Raw genomic sequence first — 16,876 nt, forward strand, 5'->3', positions numbered from 1 at the left:
ACCTCCCGAAGCGACCCCGCAATTGTCATACAGAGCAATCCGAGGCCGACCGTGTACATCTGCATCTGCAACGCCGTCTCCGAGGCAGACGTGCACACCTGCGTCGCCGCCGGCGCCTGTTCGACCAGACAAGTCAAGAAGGCCTGTGGCTGGAAGCCGGGCTGCGGCTCGTGCACCGCCCGATTGGCCGAGGCGATAGGGCGGGCGCGCACCGACGCACCGGCCGAGCCGACTGCTGCCTGACACCGACACGCACCCCGCTCATTCCCCTGATCTGTGATATGTGCCACGATCACACGTCATGGAAGGCGACAAGGAAATCATCGCGCTGCTCAACGAGCAGTTGACGGCCGAACTCACGGCGATCAATCAGTACTTCCTGCACGCCAAGATGCAGGAGAACTGGGGCTATCCCAAGCTGGCCAGGCACACGCGTCACGAATCCATCGATGAGATGAAGCACGCCGAGGTCCTCACCGATCGGATCCTGTTCCTCGACGGTCTGCCGAACTACCAGAAGCTGAATCCGCTGCGGATCGGCCAGACCGTTCCGGAACAGTTGCGGGCCGACCTGCAGATCGAGATGGAGGCCGTGACCCGGCTGCGCGGCGGTATCGAGCTGATGCGCTCGCGCGGCGATGTCACCTCCGCCCGCATCTTCGAGTCGATCCTCGAGGACGAGGAAAGCCACGTCGACTACCTCGAAACCGAGATCGCACTGCTGGACGCGCTGGGCGAGCAGCTCTATCTGCAGCGCTACACCGATACCCCCGAAGGGGACTGACGCCGGCACGCCACCCGGCCGCCGAGCGCTCGCGGCCGGGTGTTCGTGTGCCGGAAACGCTTACAACGCCAGCGATTTGGCGATGATCGTCTTCATCACCTCACTGGTTCCGGCGTAGATGCGCGCCACCCGGGCATCGGTGTAGAGCCGCGCGATCGGATATTCCATCATGTAGCCGTAACCGCCGAACAACTGCAGGCAGCGATCGACCACCCGGGCCTGCACCTCCGTGCAGAACAGCTTCACGCGGGCGGCGTCGGCCCCGGAGAGCACCCCGTCGACCAGGTCGGCGACCGCCCGGTCCAGCATGGTCTGGGCCGCCTCGATCTCTGCGGACATGGCCGCCACTTCGAATTTGGTGTTCTGGAACGAGGCGACCGGCGTGCCGAATGCCTTGCGCTCCTTCACATATGCGACGGTCGCGGTGAGCGCGGCGCGCGATTGCGCCACCGAGCCGACGGCGACGGTCAGCCGTTCCTGGGGCAGATTGTGGCCGAGGTAGCCGAAGCCCGCGCCCTCCTCGCCGAGCCGGTTCGCCACCGGCACCCGCACCTCGTCGAACGACAGCTCGACGGTGTCCTGCACCTTGCAGCCCATCTTCTCCAGCACCCGGCCACGAGCGAAGCCGGGCATGCCGTCCTCGACGACCAGCAGTGTCAGCCCGTGCCGGCGGTTGCCCGGGTCGGTGGAGGTCCGGCACACCACGATCACCAGATCGGCCAGCAGCCCACCGGTGATGAACGTCTTGGCCCCGCTGAGTACGTAGTGGTCACCGTCGCGGACGGCGGTGGTTCGCACCCCGGCCAGATCCGAACCGGTGCCGGGTTCGGTCATGGCGATGGCGGTCAGCAGCTGCCCCGAGGCCAGGCCGGGAAACCAGCGCTCGCGCTGGCCGGCGTCGGCGTAATCGAGGAAGTACGGCAGGATCACGTCCAACTGGGTGCGCACGGTCGACAGCGTGACCAGCGCCCGCGCGGCCTCCTCCTGCAGCACCACGTTGTAGCGGTAGTCGCGCAGCCCCGCTCCCCCGTACTGTTCGGGGATCGCGATGCCGAGCAGACCCAATTCGCCCAGCCGCGTGAAGATCTCGCGCGGCATCCGGCCGGCGCGTTCCCAGTCCGGGTAGTTCTCGACCACATGTTTCTCGATGAATTCGCGGGCCAGTGCCCGGAACGATTCGTGGTCGGCGGTGAACAGTTCTCGGCGCACGCCGGATCTCCGATCAGTTCAGCAGTTCGACGACGGTGGCGTTGGCGGTACCGCCGCCCTCGCACATGGTTTGCAGGCCGTAGCGAATGCCGTTGTCGCGCATGTGATGAATCATGCGGGTCAGCAGTACCGCGCCCGAGGCTCCGAGCGGATGGCCGAGTGCGATCGCTCCGCCCAGCCGATTCACCCGGTCGAGGTCGGCGCCGGTTTCGGCCAGCCAGGCCAGCGGCACCGGCGCGAACGCCTCGTTCACCTCGAACACCCCGATGTCGGCGAGCGACAGCCCGCACCGGCGCAGGACCTTCTCCGTCGCCGGGATCGGGCCGGTGAGCATCAACACCGGATCGGCCCCGGTCACCGCGCCCGCGCGGTAGCGGACCAGCGGGGTCAGGCCCAGCTCACGCGCCCGGTCCGGGGTGGTGACCAGCACCGCGGCCGCGCCGTCGGAGATCTGCGACGAATTGCCGGCGTGGATCACGCCGTCGTCGCGGAAGGCCGGTTTCAGCCTGGCCAGCGTCTCGGCGGAGGTGCCGCGGCGAATGCCCTCGTCGGCAGCGATCGTGGCGGAACCAGCGGGCACGTCGACGATCTGATCGTCGAAGGCCCCACGGTCGACGGCCGCGGCAGCCAGCTCGTGTGAGCGCGCGGCGTAGTCGTCGAGGCGCGTACGGCTGAAACCCCACTTCTCGGCGATCAGTTCGGCCGATATCCCCTGGTCGAAGGAGAAATCGTCATAGCGGGCACGGGCTTTCGGCCCGTACGGCATGCCGGTGGCGCGGGCCGAGCCCAGCGGCACCCGGCTCATCACCTCCACACCGCCGGCGATCACCAGGTCCTGCTGCCCCGAACCGACCACGGCGGCGGCGAAATCGACTGCCTGCTGGCTGGATCCGCACGCGCGGTTGATCGTGGTGCCGGGGACGGCTTCCGGCCAGCCCGCGGCCAGTACCGCGTAGCGGCCGATATTCGAGGACTGGTCGCCGACCTGGGAGACACATCCCCAGATCACGTCCTCGACGAGGGCCGGGTCCAGACCGGTGCGCTCGGCCAGCGCGGACAGCACCCGCGCGGACAGGTCCGCGGGGTGGATGCCGGCCAGGGCGCCGTTGCGTTTGCCGATCGGGGTGCGGACCGCCGCGGCGATGACTACCTCACGCATCTGTTCGACTTTCCTTGTCGGGCCGATCCGTACGGCGGATCGGCGGCCTGGTCACCGTCCAGCGGCCGGTGAACCGAGGTGGACGTTTCTCGGCGAAGGCGGCGAAGGCCTCCGGTGCGTCGGCGGTGGCGAAATTGATGCCCTGTGCCCGTGCCTCCCCGGCCAGCGCCTCCCGCAGACTGCGGTCGGCGCCCTCGTTGAGCAGGGCCTTGGTCTGGGCCAGCGCCACCGGCGGGCCCCCCGCCAGCCGCGCCGCCAGATCGTCGACGAACGCGTCGATCTCGGCGTCCTCGCGCAGCCACGTCACGAGGTTCAGCTCACGCGCCTGTTCGCCGTCGATCGTCTCGCCCAGCAGCGCAAGCCTTTTCGCCTGCTGCAACCCGGCGATCCTGGGCAGCAGCCAGGTGCCGCCCAGATCCGGGGACAGTCCGCGCCGGGCGAAGATCTGGGAGAACCGGGCCTGCGGGGTCGCCACGACGAAGTCGCAACCGAGCGCGAGATTCCACCCGGCACCGACGGCCACGCCGCGCACCTTCGCCACGGTCGGCATCGGTAGCTCGTGCAGGGCCAGCGCCACCTCGGTCAGCGCCCGCATCCGGTAGGTCGGATGGGTGTTGTCGGGGGTGGAAATGTCGGCGCCGGAACAGAATTCACCACCCGCGCCGGTGAGAACCACCACACGCACTTCCAGGTCTGTCGCGGTGGCGCGCAGCACGTCCTGCAGCGCGGCCCACAGTTCGGCGTCGATCGCGTTCTTGTGATGCGGCCGATTCAAGGTCAGCGTCCGCACACCCGCGTGATCGGCGCAGTGCAGGACCGTGTCATCGGACATTGGCGGCACCGGTCCCGAGGTATCGGCGTCCGATCGCGCCCGCCGCTCGCCATCGGTCGATGTCGTCTGCGCTGCAGCCGATTTCGGCCAGTACGGCATCGGTGTGCTCCCCCAGGCCCGGTACCGCGCCCATCGGCGGGTGGAAGCCCTCGATCACGGCCGGGGGCAGCAGGGAGGGAATCGGCCCGGCCGGGGTGTCGATACCGCGCCAGCGGTCGCGTTCGGACAGTTGCGGGTGGGCCAGGACCTCGCTCGGCCGGTTGTAGCGCGCGTTGCCGATTCCGGCGGTGTCGGCCGCCGCTTGGATTTCGGCCAGACCGTGTCGCGCACACCAGGTCCCGATCGCGTCGTCGAGTTCGCCGCGATGGGCGACACGGCCGGGATTGGTGCGGAAACGGTCGTCGGCGGCGAGATCGGGGCGTTCGAGAATGTCGCGGGCCAGCCGCTGCCATTCCCGGTCGTTCGTCGTCCCCAGCACCACGGTCTGCCCGTCGGCCGTGGCATATGCGCCGTAGGGCGCTACCGCCGGAGAACTCATACCGAGCGGCTGCTGGTCGATTCCGCTGTGCCGGGCGTAGGTGAGGTGATAGCCCATCATCTCGGCCATGGTGTCGAACAGGCTCACCGATATCGCGGTGCCCGGGCCCGGCCCGCGCCGCAGCCGCCCGCACAGCGAGGCCACGATCGACAGGGCCGCGTACAGTCCCGTGGTCACATCCGCCACCGGCGGGCCGGGTTTGGCGGGCGCGCCGGCCGTGCCGGTCACCGCGCACACTCCGGCCTCGGCTTGGACCAGCAGGTCGTAGGCGCGTTTGTGCGACAGGGGCCCGCCCGCGCCGAATCCGTCGATGGTCAGCGAGATCAGATCCGGGTGCCGGCTCTCCAACTGCGCGGTCGACAATCCCAGCCGGTCGAGGGCGCCGGGGGCGAGATTGGCGACCAGCACATCGGCACGGTCCAGCAGTCGATGCAGAAGATCGACGCCCGCAACCGATTTCAGGTCGAGCGTCACCGATTCCTTACCGCGGTTGACCCAGACGAAATGCGCGGCCTGGCCCTCGACCACGTCGTCGTAGTAGCGGGCGAAATCGCCGCCGTCCGGGTTCTCCACCTTGATCACCCGGGCTCCGAAGTCGGCGAGGGTGCGCGTGCACATCGGCGCGGACACCGCCTGTTCCAGCGTCACCACCGTCACCCCGGCGAGTGGGCCCGCCGCCTGCGGATCGATGATCATCACATCACCATGCCGCCGTCCACCGGCAGCACCTGCCCGGTGACGAACGAGGCGGCGTCGGAGGCCAGGAAGACGAACGCACCGGCCACCTCGTCCGGTTCGGCCCAGCGGCGCAACGGAATTCGGTTCAGCATCTGCGCAGCGAACTTCTCGTCGGTGCGGATGGTCGTGGTCATCGGGGTGGCCGCCAGCGGCGCCAGCGCGTTCACCAGGATGTTCTTGCGGGCCAGCTCCCGGGCCAGCGATTTGGTGATGCCCACGATCGCGGCCTTGGCGGCCGAATAGTTCACCTGCCCCAGAGTTCCGGTCAGCCCGGCCGAGGAGGTGACATTGATGATGCGCCCGGTGCCGTCGGTCGGCAGGTAGGGCAGCGCCGCCTGTGCGCAGTTGAAGGTGCCCAGGGCGTGGATGTCGTAGAGGCGGCGCATCGAATCCACGGTGGTGGCGCCGAACATCGCCGGCGCCGTCACACCGGCGTTGTTGACCACGATGTGCAGCGTCCCGCCGGCCAGCGCCGCGCCCTGTTCGGCCGCGGAATCGGCTGCGGCACGGTCGGATACGTCCAGTGCACAACTCGCAGCGCGCCCACCGGCGCCGACGATCTTGTCGGCCACCGCCGCCGCGGCGGCGGCGTCGACGTCGGTGACCAGTACCGCGGCGCCAGCGGTCGCGAGCGCCTGCGCCACTGCCGATCCGATGCCGCCCGCGGCGCCGGTGACCATGGCCGCGCGCCCGGTCAGATCGAAAAGTCCTCGTGCCGGCATCAGTAGCTCCTCGGCAATCCCAATGTGTGCGAACCCAGGTAGTTCAAGATCATTTCCTGGCTGACGGGGGCGATGCGCATGACGCGCGCCTCGCGGAAGTAGCGGGCCACGTGGTATTCCTCGGCGTATCCCATCCCGCCGTGGGTCTGCATGGCGCGGTCGGCGGCGGTGAAGCCGGCGTCGGCACACAGGTATTTGGCCGTATTCGCCTCGCGGCCACAGGGTTTGCCGTGGTCGTAGAGCCAGGTCGCCTTGCGCAGCACCAGTTCCGCGGCATCCAGGTGGGCCAGTGAGTCGGCGAGCGGGAACTGGATGCCCTGATTCATGCCGATCGGCCGGTCGAAGACCACGCGCTCACCGGCGTATTTGACCGCCCGGTCCAGCGCGACGCGCCCGATGCCGAGCGCCTCGGCGGCGATGAGCATCCGCTCCGGATTCAGTCCGTCGAGCAGATAGCGGAACCCCTCGCCCTCTTCGCCCACGCGATCCTCGACCGGGATCCGCAGGTCGTCGATGAACACCTCGTTGGAGGAGACCGCGTTGCGGCCCATCTTGGTGATCGGGCGGATGTCGATGTGCGCGCGGTCGATATCGGTGAGGAACAGGGTCATTCCGTCGGTTTTGCGCGTCACTTCGTCGTAGCCGGTGGTCCGGGTCAGCAGCAGGATCTTCTCCGACTCCAGTGCCTTGGAAATCCACACCTTGCGGCCGTTGACGATGTAGTGGTCGCCGTCGCGGCGGGCGAAGGTCGTGATCCGGCTGGTGTCCAGGCCCGCGCCCGGTTCGGTGACCCCGAAGCAGACGTGCAGGTCTCCGGCCGCCACTCGCGGCAGCGTGCGCCGCTTGAGTTCCTCGGAGCCATATCTGACCACCGGCTGCATGCCGAAGATGGACAGGTGAATCGCGGTGGCGGCGTTCATTCCGCCACCCGAGCGGGCGACCTCTTCGGCGAGGATGGTCGCCTCGGTCAGGCCCAGCCCGTGGCCGCCGTACTCCTCGGGGATGGTGATGCCGAGCCAGCCGCCGGCGGCGATCGCCTGATAGAACTCCGTGGGGAATTCGTGGTCCTGATCCTTCCGCATCCAGTAGCGGTCGTCGAATTTGCGGCACAGTTCGGCCACCGCCGAGCGGATCAACTGCTGGTCCTCGGTCGGTTCGAAGGTCATTCCGGCGGACATGCGCACTCCTGCTCTCCGGTCACCACACCCCTCAGTCCGAGGCCGGCAGCGCCTTGGCCGCCTTGATCGTCATGGGGGCGCCGTCGCAGCTCAGTTCGCCGGAACCCGAACTGGTGCAGAGCAATTCGACGGTATCGGCGGCGTCGACGTAGCGCTTGCCGATCAGTGTCACCGGATCCCCCGCGGCGGGGGCGACCGGCGGCGCGCTCGCGGCGGGAACCAGAGGGCTTCCGCCACAGGTCACTACGGGATCGGCATCGGCGGGCGCGCGCACCACCACCACCTTGGTGCCGCAGACGGTGCTGGCGAGCTGTTCACCGGGACGCAGGGCTGCCATGCTCTCGACTCCTCTTTCCTGGACTATCCAACTAGAAAACTATCTTCTCATATTTGGAGAATCAACCTTCTACTTCTGCGCTGGGATCGCCTGCCACCCGCTGCCGCCGGCCTCGCCGAACGAGTGGCGCCGCCGACGACGGCAACCGGCCGACACTCCGCACACCTCGATCGGACCGGCTCTGATCAGGGATTTTCACAAGGTTCGCGCCGAACGTTGACGAGTCGGCCCCTCACGTGAAAATCTATTGGTCCGTTGAGGAGAATGTCATTCTCCTGAATGAGAGGAGGAGAGGATGCGCCTGCCGCCCCTGCCGGCCGATCAATGGGACGATCGGACCCGCGGCGCCCTGGCCGCTCTGCTGCCACGTGCTCGGCGCAATCCCGACGGCGCCGGACCCGCGATGGCGGCTCTGGCCAGACATCCGGACCTGGCCGAGGCGTATCTCGGCTTCGGTGTCTACTTGCTGTTCCGATCCACCTTGCCGCCGCGCGTGCGCGAGATCGCGATCCTGCGTATCGCGCACCGCCGTCAGTGCGCCTACGAATGGGCCCACCATGTCGCGATGGCCGATTCCACCGGTCTGTCCGACGCCGATGTCGACGGGATCCGCGACGGGCGGCTCACCGGCGAGTTCGATCGGCTGCTGCTCGCGGCGGTCGACGAACTCGACGAGAAGTCGCAGCTGTCGGACACCACCTGGGCCGCGTTGAGCGACTACCTCGACGAACGCCAGCGCATGGATCTGGTCTTCACCGTCGGCGGCTACGCCATGGTCGCGATGGCCTTCAACACCTTCGGCATCCAGCCCGATCACGAGAGGTAAACCCTTGCCGCACTTCAGCAAACCAGCCGCCGGAAGCTGGACCGAGAACTATCCCGAATTGGGGACCGGCACCGTCGACTACACCGATTCGATCGACCCGCAGTTCTACGAGGACGAGCGCAACGCCATCTTCCGCAAGAGTTGGCTGTGCGTCGGCCGCGACGTGCTGCTGCCGCGCAGAGGCAGCTACTTCACCAAGGAACTGGCCTGCATCGGGACTTCGCTGATCATCGTGCGCGGCACCGACGATGTGATCCGCGCCTTCCACAACATCTGCCGCCACCGCGGCAACAAACTCGTGTGGGACGACTTCCCGAACGAGGAGACCTCCGGCACCTGCCGGCAGTTCACCTGCAAGTACCACGCCTGGCGCTACAACCTCGACGGCACCTGCACCTTCGTCCAGCAGGAGAAGGAATTCTTCGGCATGGACAAGGCCGACTACGGCCTCGCCGATGTGCGCTGCGAGGTGTGGGAGGGGTTCATCTTCGTCAATGTCGACCCCGAGGCCCCGCCGCTGCAGGATTACCTCGGCCCGATGGTGAAGGGACTGGAAGGATTTCCCTTCCACGAATTCACCGAGGTCTACAGCTACAAGGCCGAGGTGAGCAGCAACTGGAAACTGTTCATCGACGCTTTCGCCGAGTTCTACCACGCGCCGATCCTGCATATGAAGCAAGCCGTGAAGGACGAGGCCGACAAACTGGCCGACGTCGGCTTCGAGGCCCTGCACTATCAGATCGACACTCCCCATTCCATGGTGTCCTCGTGGGGCGGTATGGCACCGCCGAAGGACCTGGACATGGTCAAGCCGATCGAGCGCGTGCTGCGCTCGGGGCTGTTCGGACCGTGGGACCGGCCCGATATCGAGGGGCTGGATCCCATGCCCCCCGGCATCAATCCGTCCGGCCATCGTGCGTGGGGCGTGGACGAATTCGATGTATTTCCCAATTTCGCGATCCTGGTGTGGGCGCCGGGCTGGTTCCTCACCTACAACTGGTGGCCCACCTCGGTGCGCACGCACATCTTCGAGGCGAACCTGTATTTCACACCGCCCAAGAACGCCCGCGAACGGCTGCGCCAGGAATTGACCGGCGTGACGTTCAAGGAATACGCGTTGCAGGACGCCAACACACTGGAGGCCACCCAGACGATGCTGGAAACCAGTGTCGTCAAGGAATTCCCGCTCAACGACCAGGAAGTTCTGCTGCGGCATCTGCATCATGTCGCGCAGCGCAAAGTTCAGGAGTACCGCGATGCCGACGTCTGAGACGAAGAAACTGCCCGGGGAATTCGCCGAACTGGAGAAGTTCTCCGACTGGATCATCGACACCGAGCCCGAACGCTATCGCAAGCGGCTCGCCTCCGATATGGCGCAGATGCAAGCGTTCTACGACGCCGTATTCCCCCGGCTCGAGGAGGCGCTCGACTATCTGGACCAGTTCCCGCTCGACGATATGCCCGACGACGCACGGTATCTGACGCATCTGATGCAGTCGTTGATCATGGTGTCGTTCCCGGTCGAGGTGTGGAAGCAGCCGCGGGTGCCCGATTCGGGCGCGGCCTATCTGAATCTCGTGCGCGAGACGGTGGTGTAGGCCGATGCTGACGCTGAAGGCCGCCGGTGTGCTCGACATCGATTCCGGTGAGATCATCCGTCCCGGCGTGGTCCGGGTGGCAGACGACCGCATCGTCGGCGTGGGCGGCGAACCCGAGGGCGAGATCGTCGATCTCGGCGATCTGGTGCTCTTACCCGGCCTGATGGATATGGAAGTCAACCTGCTCATGGGCGGGCGCGGGGAAACCGGACTGGCCTCCAGCGTCACCGACGATCCGGCCACGCGGGTGCTGCGCGCGGTGGGTAACGCCCGCCGCACCCTGCGTGCGGGATTCACCACCGTGCGCAATCTGGGCCTGTTCGTCAAAACCGGTGGCTATCTGCTCGATGTGGCGCTGGGCAAGGCGATCGACAAGGGATGGGTGGACGGTCCCAGGATCGTGCCGGCCGGGCACGCCATCACCCCCACGGGTGGTCATCTGGATCCGACCATGTTCTCCGCGTTCATGCCCGACGTCCTGCATCTCACCATCGAGGAGGGCATCGCCAACGGTGTGGACGAGGTGCGCCGGGCGGTGCGCTACCAGATCAAGTACGGCGCCCAGCTGATCAAGATCTGTGTCTCCGGCGGCGTCATGTCGCTCACCGGAGCGCCTGGCGCACAACACTATTCGGACGAGGAACTGCGCGCGATCGTCGACGAGGCGCATCGGCGCGGGCTCAAGGTCGCCGCGCACACGCACGGAGCGGAGGCGGTCCGGCACGCCATCGCCGCCGGAATCGACTGCATCGAACACGGTTTCCTGATCGACGACGAGACCATCGCGCAGATGGTCGCCGCCCGCACCTGGCTGGTGCCCACCACCCGCCTGGCCGACGCCATGGATGTCTCCAAGGCCGATCCGGCGCTGCGGGCCAAGGCCGCCGAAATGTTCCCGAAGGCGCGCCTGTCGGTCAAGGCCGCCTACGACGCGGGGGTACGCATCGCGGTCGGCACCGATGCGCCGGCCATCCCGCACGGCCGCAACGCCGACGAACTGGTGGCGCTGGTCGACCGCGGACTGAAGCCCATCGACGTGTTGCGAGCGGGCACGGTCAACGCCGCCGAACTCATCGACGCCGACGACCGCGGCCGGATCGCCCCCGGCCTGCTCGCCGACATCATCGGTGTGCCAGGCGATCCCGTCGACGACATCACCGTGACCCAGGACGTGCGATTCGTGATGAAAGGCGGAAAAGTGTATGTCCAGAAATGACGATCTGCTCGAGATCCAGCAGCTGCTGGCGCGCTATGCGGTGACCATCACGAAAGGCGATATCGAGGGACTGGTCAAGGTTTTCGCATCCGACGGTACCTACAGCGCCTTCGGCGACACCTACACCCTCGACATCTTCCCCGAGTTGGTGGCCGCCGCGCCCAAGGGCCTGTTCATGACCGGCACTCCGGTGCTCGAACTCGACGGTGACAACGCCTCCGGCACGCAGACGTTGTGTTTCGTCGAGCACTCCACCCACGACATGCGAATCGGCTACTACAGCGACACCTACGTACGCACCGAGGAGGGCTGGCGGATCAAGACCCGCGCGATGACCTTCATCCGGCGCAGCGGCGACCACGACTCGGGTATTCCGCACGCATTCGACCGTCCTGCCGTCTGAGCGGCATCCGGCCCGAAAGTGGCGTTCGCACAGAGTGATCGAGGCAATCACAGATATGGGTATCACGGAAATCGCGACGTTCCGGGACGAGCTGCGCCGGTGGCTGGTCGACCACGACCTCACGCCGGGCCCGGACCGCACCCTCGACGGCCAGGTCGCCCAGCTGGCCCGGGTGCGGCGCGCCCTCTTCGACGCGGGCTGGATGCGCTACGGCTGGCCCGAACAGGTCGGCGGGCTCGGCGGGCCGGCGGTGCTGCGAGCGGTGCTCGGTGAGGAAGTCGCCACCCGCGGCCTGGCCGAACCCGGCATCTACTCGATGGTGGAAGTGCTGGCGCCCACGATGATCTCCTACGCCCGGCCGGAACTGGCCGCCGCGATGGTGCCGGCGCTGCTGTCGGGGCGCGAACAGTGGTGCCAGGGGTTCTCCGAACCGGGTTCCGGTAGCGATCTGGCATCGCTGAGCACCAAAGCCGTTGCCGACGGCGACAAATGGATCGTCAGCGGCCAGAAGGTGTGGACCAGCTTGGCCCAGTACTCCGCCCGCTGTGTCCTGCTGACCCGCACCGCGCCGGGCCACGAGGGCATTACCGCGTTCTTCGTCGATATGGACTCCCCCGGGATTACCGTGCGCCCACTGCGGACCATGCACGGCGTCGACGAATTCGCCGAAGTGTATTTCGACGACGTCGTCGTGCCCGGCGAGCGCATGCTCGGCAAGCCCGGAGACGGGTGGCGAGTGGCGATGGATCTGCTGCCGCACGAACGGTCCACCTGCTTCTGGCACCGCATCGCCTACCTGTTCACCCGATTGGACGCGCTGGTCGCGGACACGGACCTGCGCGACGACGCCGCTCTGGGGACCGCCTATCTGGCCCTGCACACCGTGCGCTGCCGTTCGCACGCCACCCAGCGACGGCCGGCAAAGGGGCAGCGTCTCGGCCCCGAAACCTCGATCGACAAGGTGCTGCTGGCCACCGCCGAACAGCAGCTCTTCGACACCGCGCGCGATATGCTCCCGGGCGCGGTCGAATTCGACGACGAGGAATGGCGCACCGAATATCTGTATTCGCGTGCGGCCACGATCTACGGCGGGACCGCCGAGATCCAGCGCAACATCATCGCGCGCCGCCTGCTCGACCTGGGCCGAGAATGAGACGCGGTGTTCGCATGCCCCGCGTGACCGTCCAGTGTGGCCCGAAACCTCGACTCCCTCTGCGGTGCAACCGGGGTCCCGGTCCGGCCGACACCGGACCGCGACCCCGGTTGCACCGCACCACACCACGTTTCGAACGGATGACCATGGACGCCGATGAGATCGCGCTGCTGACCCACAGCCTGCGCGCCACCATGACCGGCAACACCGGTGAGGCGCTCGATCGCGCACTCCTCGACTTCGGCTGGCTCGACCTGCTCACCGACACACCGGAAGTGGCAATACCTCTGGTATTCCGGCTGCTCGGTGAGACCGGCGCCCACGCTCCCGTACTCAACGACGTCATCGCGCACGCCGCAGGCCGCGACCTGCCGGCCATCGTCGCGCTCCCCTTCACCGGTGGCCGCTGGATGGTGTGGGAGCGGGCCGCTGTCTCGTCCTCCGCTCCACCGGTGCTCGACCCGGAGCTACCGCTGCGCCGAGCGCCCGCCGGGGAGACGCTCCCGTTGGCCGAGGGCCGCCGCGCGCTCTCCTGGTGGCTGGCAGGAACGAGCCGCGCGATGCTGAACCTCGCCCACCGCCACGCCCTCGACCGGGTCCAATTCGGCCGCCCGCTGGCCGCCCACCAGGCCGTCCGGCACCGCCTGGCCGAAACCCTGGTAGCCATCGAGGGCGCCGAGGCCACCCTCACCACCGCCGACACCGACCTCGGCGCGTTGCTGGCCAAAGCCGCCGCCGGCCACGCCGCCCGTCTCGCCGCCCGCCACTGCCAACAGGTCCTGGGCGGTATCGGATTCACCGCCGAACACGACTTCCATCGCCACGCTCGCCGGGCCCTGATCCTCGACGGATTGCTCGGCAGCGCAGTGGAACTGACACGGGAAGCGGGCGCCTGGGTGCGCACGCGCGGCACCGCACCGCGGCTCGCGCAGCTGTGAGATGTCCGCGGCCGGCGCCTGCGGTGCTCGGGGGCGAACAGATCGTGCAAACCTCGGCGAATCATGCGGAAAACCGCGCAATGCCCCGAGGTTTGCACGCCTGGTTCAGCATGAGCCCACTCGAGGCGGTGGCAGTGTCCATCGGCTGCGGATAGCTTGCAGTGGTGCACGACCACCTCGACGATGATCTCCGTTTCGCCCATGTCCTCGCCGATTCCGCCGACGCGGTGAATATGGACCGGTTCAAGGGCCTCGATCTCGCAGTCCGGGCGAGACCGGATATGGCCGCGGTGACCGACGCCGAGAACGCCGTGGAGAAGCTTGTCCGCGGCCAGCTGCGCCGGTCCCGGCCGCGGGACGCGGTCCTGGGTGCGGGCGACGGACTGGAGGGTGGCGGTCCGCGCTGCTGGGTGGTCGACGCCATCACGGGACTCGAGAACTATGTGCGCGGTGTCCCGCTGTGGGCCACGCAGATCTCCCTGCTGGAGGTGTCCGCGGGCGGATATCGCCCCATCGTCGGTGTCGTCTCCGCGCCCGCCCTCGCCCGCCGCTGGTGGGCCGCCAAGGACCACGGCGCCTTCACCGGCCGCAGCCTGACCTCGGCGTCGCGCCTGCGGGTCTCCAGCGTTTCCAACCTCACCGACGCCTCGTTCGCGTACTCCACCGTCACCGCCTGGGATGGGGACGGCCGGCTGAACAGCTTCCTCGCCCTGTCCCGCGATGTGTGGCGCACCCGCGCCTATGGTGAATTCTGGTCGTACATGATGCTCGCGGAGGGCGCGATCGACATCTGTGCCGATCCGCGGCTGTCCCCGGGCGATATGGCCGCGAACGCGGTCATCGTCACCGAGGCGGGCGGCACCTTCACCGACTTCGACGGCACCCCGAGCCCGCTCAGCGGGGGTGCGGGCGCGTCGAACGGGTTGTTGCACAACGAGTTACTGGAGTATGTGCGCCGCCGCGACTGATATCCCGGCCGCCCACACAGAATCTCCACAACTGATACCGGTTCTCTCCACACGAGATCGCTAGGCTCCCGGAGCATGGAACAGAACCCACTGGTGGAGGGCACGCCGGCGCGGCGGATCCTGGTCGTGGACGACGAATCCACGATCGCGGAATCGGTCGCGGCGCGGCTGCGAGCCGAAGGGTTCACGGTCGCCACGGCCCCGGACGGACCGGCGGCGGTGGCGTCCGCGCAGACGTTCGAGCCGGACCTGGTGGTCCTCGACGTCATGCTGCCCGGCTACGACGGCCTGGAGGTGTGCCGGCGGATCCAGGCCGAGCGCTCGATACCGGTGCTGATGCTCACCGCGCGGACCGACGAAACCGACCAGCTGATCGGACTCGGTGTGGGCGCGGACGACTATCTGACCAAACCGTTCTCACTGCGGGTGCTCACCGCGCGTGTGCATGCGCTGCTGCGGCGGGTCGAACGCGCCGGTGATCAGCGCGGGGCGGTCACCGTGGTCGGCGATCTGCGCATCGACAGCGATCAGCGCAGGGTCTGGCGCGGCGGGGTCGAAGCCCAGCTCACGCCGCTGGAATTCGATCTGCTGGCCCGTCTCGCCCGGCGTCCGCGCGCCGTGCTCGCCCGGGAGCGGCTCCTCGAAGAGGTCTGGGACTGGGCTGATGCGGCTGGTACCCGGGCCGTCGACAGCCACATCAAGGCGTTACGACGCAAACTCGGCGCCGACCTGATCCGCACCGTCCACGGCGTGGGCTATGCCCTGGAGACCCGATGAGCGAGCGGACCGGCATCGCCGCCGGCGACCGTGCCGATGTCCGGGCTTCGAGCCTGGTGACTCAGCTGTCGGATCGGCTACCGCGACCGCTGGATCGAATCCGATCCATCAAACTCAAACTGGCCGTTCTGATGACCTTCTCGGGTGGGCTCGCCTTCGCCTGGTTCAGTCACCGGATCGGCTGGCTGCCGCCGATGACCACACTGACCGCGATGCTCATCGCCCTGGTGTCGTCCCAATTCCTGGCGCACGGCATCACCACGCCGCTGCGTGAGATGACCGCCGCGGCGCAACGCATGGCACACGGCGACTACACCAGCCGGGTGCGCGCGTCCTCCCGTGACGAGGTGGGCCAGCTGGCCGACGCGTTCAATCGGATGGCGACCGACCTCGCCGCCGCCGACCGGCAGCGCCGCGAACTGATCGCCAATGTCTCGCACGAGTTGCGCACCCCGATCACCGCTTTGCACGCCGTGCTGGAGAACCTGGTGGACGGCGTATCCGAACCTGATCCGAAAACACTGGAAACCGCACTGGCACAGACCGAACGGCTCGGCCGGCTCGTCTCCGAGCTCCTCGATCTGTCCAGCATCGAGGCCGGAGCGATCCCGCTCGACCGCGAACAATTCGATATCGCACCGACTTTCGCGACGGTGACCGCCGAGGCGGAGGTCATGACCGCGGCGCTGGGCCGCGGTATCCACTTCCGCAGCACTATCGATCCCGCCACCGCCACCGTCTACGCCGACCGCGCCCGCCTACACCAGGTGTTGCTGAACCTGCTGGACAACGCCGCCCGGCACGGCCCCGCCGGCGGCGAAGTCCGCCTGCTCGCCCACACCGCGGGCGCACACCTGGTCATCGATGTCGAGGACGACGGCCCCGGCATCCCTCCCGCGCAACGCGAACGCATCTTCGACCGCTTCACCCGTGGCGGCAGCACCGACGGCGGCGGCACCGGACTCGGTCTCGCCATCGCGCGCTGGGTGGTCGACCTGCACCACGGCTCCATCGCGATGGCCGACCCCGGCTCACGGATCCGCGTGATACTCCCGGCCACCGCGCCGCACCACCACTGACACCCCGAAACCCGCAGCCCGCCAGACCGATTCGGTCCCGGGCCGGTATCGCACACCCTCAGAAGGGAACAGCCTGTGCCCGAAGAACCCACCCCCGACCGCACGCGAACACCGGAACAGGTGGTCTCCGCCGCCCACGATCGTCCGGCACGCTCCGGCGCCTCCTCGGAACCGGAGCGAGCCGGAACCCCGCCGGCCCTGGACGGCCCCCTGGGCCCGGACGTCCCGGAGGTTTCGGATGATCAGGTCACATCCGCACCGGCATCTCCTGCGGCGGGTGAAGCGAAACCGGTTGCGCCGCAACCCTGTTCATCCGCGGACACCGCGGGTGGCAACGATGTGGGCGATACGACAGGAGGCGCGTCGAACGACTTCCCCGCCGCCGGCGCCTCGGCCGCAGCCGGGCACAGCGATCCACCGG

The 16,876-nt window shown here is 67.9% G+C and carries 19 protein-coding genes; 12 read left to right on the top strand and 7 right to left on the bottom strand.

Annotated elements, in window-relative coordinates:
• The first annotated feature begins 51 nt into the window (after positions 1 to 51).
• Positions 52 to 243, top strand: coding sequence for a bacterioferritin-associated ferredoxin (locus tag IRT45_RS13875; protein ID WP_083904347.1), 192 nt, complete (start codon positions 52 to 54; stop codon positions 241 to 243).
• Positions 244 to 301: 58 nt separating this feature from the next.
• Positions 302 to 784: a bacterioferritin gene (gene bfr / locus IRT45_RS13880; protein WP_194806257.1), complete on the top strand. Its 483-nt coding sequence runs from the start codon at positions 302 to 304 to the stop codon at positions 782 to 784.
• Between the two features lie 60 nt (positions 785 to 844).
• On the opposite strand, the gene IRT45_RS13885 is transcribed toward bfr, so the two are convergent.
• From IRT45_RS13885 to IRT45_RS13915, 7 genes are read right to left on the bottom strand one after another with little or no spacing between them, the layout of a single operon-like run.
• Positions 845 to 1,993 (bottom strand): acyl-CoA dehydrogenase family protein, encoded by a 1,149-nt coding sequence (locus IRT45_RS13885; protein WP_194806258.1) that lies wholly within the window; start codon positions 1,991 to 1,993, stop codon positions 845 to 847.
• Between the two features lie 13 nt (positions 1,994 to 2,006).
• Positions 2,007 to 3,152: a thiolase family protein gene (locus tag IRT45_RS13890; RefSeq protein WP_194806259.1), complete on the bottom strand. Its 1,146-nt coding sequence runs from the start codon at positions 3,150 to 3,152 to the stop codon at positions 2,007 to 2,009.
• Entirely contained in the window at positions 3,145 to 3,984 is an 840-nt protein-coding gene (locus IRT45_RS13895) for an enoyl-CoA hydratase/isomerase family protein (protein ID WP_194806260.1), read from the bottom strand. The genes IRT45_RS13890 and IRT45_RS13895 overlap by 8 nt, the downstream gene beginning before the upstream one ends.
• On the bottom strand, positions 3,974 to 5,218 hold the full coding sequence (locus IRT45_RS13900) for a CaiB/BaiF CoA-transferase family protein (RefSeq protein ID WP_194806261.1): 1,245 nt from the start codon (positions 5,216 to 5,218) through the stop codon (positions 3,974 to 3,976). The genes IRT45_RS13895 and IRT45_RS13900 overlap by 11 nt, the downstream gene beginning before the upstream one ends.
• Entirely contained in the window at positions 5,218 to 5,982 is a 765-nt protein-coding gene (locus IRT45_RS13905; protein ID WP_194806262.1) for an SDR family NAD(P)-dependent oxidoreductase, read from the bottom strand. Before IRT45_RS13905 ends, IRT45_RS13900 begins: the two co-directional genes overlap by 1 nt.
• Positions 5,982 to 7,160 (bottom strand): acyl-CoA dehydrogenase family protein, encoded by a 1,179-nt coding sequence (locus tag IRT45_RS13910; RefSeq protein ID WP_228534305.1) that lies wholly within the window; start codon positions 7,158 to 7,160, stop codon positions 5,982 to 5,984. Before IRT45_RS13910 ends, IRT45_RS13905 begins: the two co-directional genes overlap by 1 nt.
• A 31-nt stretch (positions 7,161 to 7,191) precedes the next feature.
• A complete protein-coding gene (locus IRT45_RS13915) occupies positions 7,192 to 7,497 on the bottom strand; it encodes a hypothetical protein (protein ID WP_194806263.1) in 306 nt (101 codons plus the stop codon).
• 295 nt (positions 7,498 to 7,792) lie between these two features.
• Here IRT45_RS13915 and IRT45_RS13920 point away from each other — a divergent pair, with 295 nt between their 5' ends.
• The 10 genes from IRT45_RS13920 (at position 7,793) to IRT45_RS13965 (ending at position 16,455) form a co-directional block, all read left to right on the top strand.
• Positions 7,793 to 8,323 (top strand): carboxymuconolactone decarboxylase family protein, encoded by a 531-nt coding sequence (locus IRT45_RS13920; protein ID WP_194806264.1) that lies wholly within the window; start codon positions 7,793 to 7,795, stop codon positions 8,321 to 8,323.
• Positions 8,324 to 8,327: 4 nt separating this feature from the next.
• Entirely contained in the window at positions 8,328 to 9,593 is a 1,266-nt protein-coding gene (locus IRT45_RS13925; protein WP_194806265.1) for an aromatic ring-hydroxylating dioxygenase subunit alpha, read from the top strand.
• On the top strand, positions 9,580 to 9,921 hold the full coding sequence (locus tag IRT45_RS13930) for a hypothetical protein (protein WP_194806266.1): 342 nt from the start codon (positions 9,580 to 9,582) through the stop codon (positions 9,919 to 9,921). Before IRT45_RS13925 ends, IRT45_RS13930 begins: the two co-directional genes overlap by 14 nt.
• A 4-nt stretch (positions 9,922 to 9,925) precedes the next feature.
• Positions 9,926 to 11,137, top strand: a complete 1,212-nt coding sequence (locus IRT45_RS13935; protein WP_194806267.1) for an amidohydrolase family protein — start codon at positions 9,926 to 9,928, stop codon at positions 11,135 to 11,137.
• The gene (locus tag IRT45_RS13940; protein ID WP_194806268.1) at positions 11,124 to 11,540 is read left to right on the top strand and encodes a nuclear transport factor 2 family protein; all 417 of its coding nucleotides are present in this window, start codon (positions 11,124 to 11,126) and stop codon (positions 11,538 to 11,540) included. Before IRT45_RS13935 ends, IRT45_RS13940 begins: the two co-directional genes overlap by 14 nt.
• 55 nt (positions 11,541 to 11,595) lie before the next feature.
• Positions 11,596 to 12,693, top strand: coding sequence for an acyl-CoA dehydrogenase family protein (locus IRT45_RS13945; RefSeq protein ID WP_194806269.1), 1,098 nt, complete (start codon positions 11,596 to 11,598; stop codon positions 12,691 to 12,693).
• Positions 12,694 to 12,833: 140 nt separating this feature from the next.
• Positions 12,834 to 13,631 carry an acyl-CoA dehydrogenase family protein gene (locus IRT45_RS13950; RefSeq protein WP_228534306.1) on the top strand — a complete coding sequence of 266 codons (798 nt, stop codon included), beginning with the start codon at positions 12,834 to 12,836 and terminating at the stop codon, positions 13,629 to 13,631.
• Positions 13,632 to 13,795: 164 nt separating this feature from the next.
• Positions 13,796 to 14,599 (top strand): inositol monophosphatase family protein, encoded by an 804-nt coding sequence (locus IRT45_RS13955; RefSeq protein WP_194806270.1) that lies wholly within the window; start codon positions 13,796 to 13,798, stop codon positions 14,597 to 14,599.
• 75 nt (positions 14,600 to 14,674) lie between these two features.
• Positions 14,675 to 15,376: a response regulator transcription factor gene (locus tag IRT45_RS13960; RefSeq protein ID WP_194806271.1), complete on the top strand. Its 702-nt coding sequence runs from the start codon at positions 14,675 to 14,677 to the stop codon at positions 15,374 to 15,376.
• The gene (locus IRT45_RS13965; protein WP_194806272.1) at positions 15,373 to 16,455 is read left to right on the top strand and encodes an ATP-binding protein; all 1,083 of its coding nucleotides are present in this window, start codon (positions 15,373 to 15,375) and stop codon (positions 16,453 to 16,455) included. The genes IRT45_RS13960 and IRT45_RS13965 overlap by 4 nt, the downstream gene beginning before the upstream one ends.
• Positions 16,456 to 16,876: the final 421 nt, after the last annotated feature.

The organism is Nocardia sp. BSTN01, assembly GCF_015354405.1.
In the GTDB taxonomy this organism is placed as follows: domain Bacteria; phylum Actinomycetota; class Actinomycetes; order Mycobacteriales; family Mycobacteriaceae; genus Nocardia.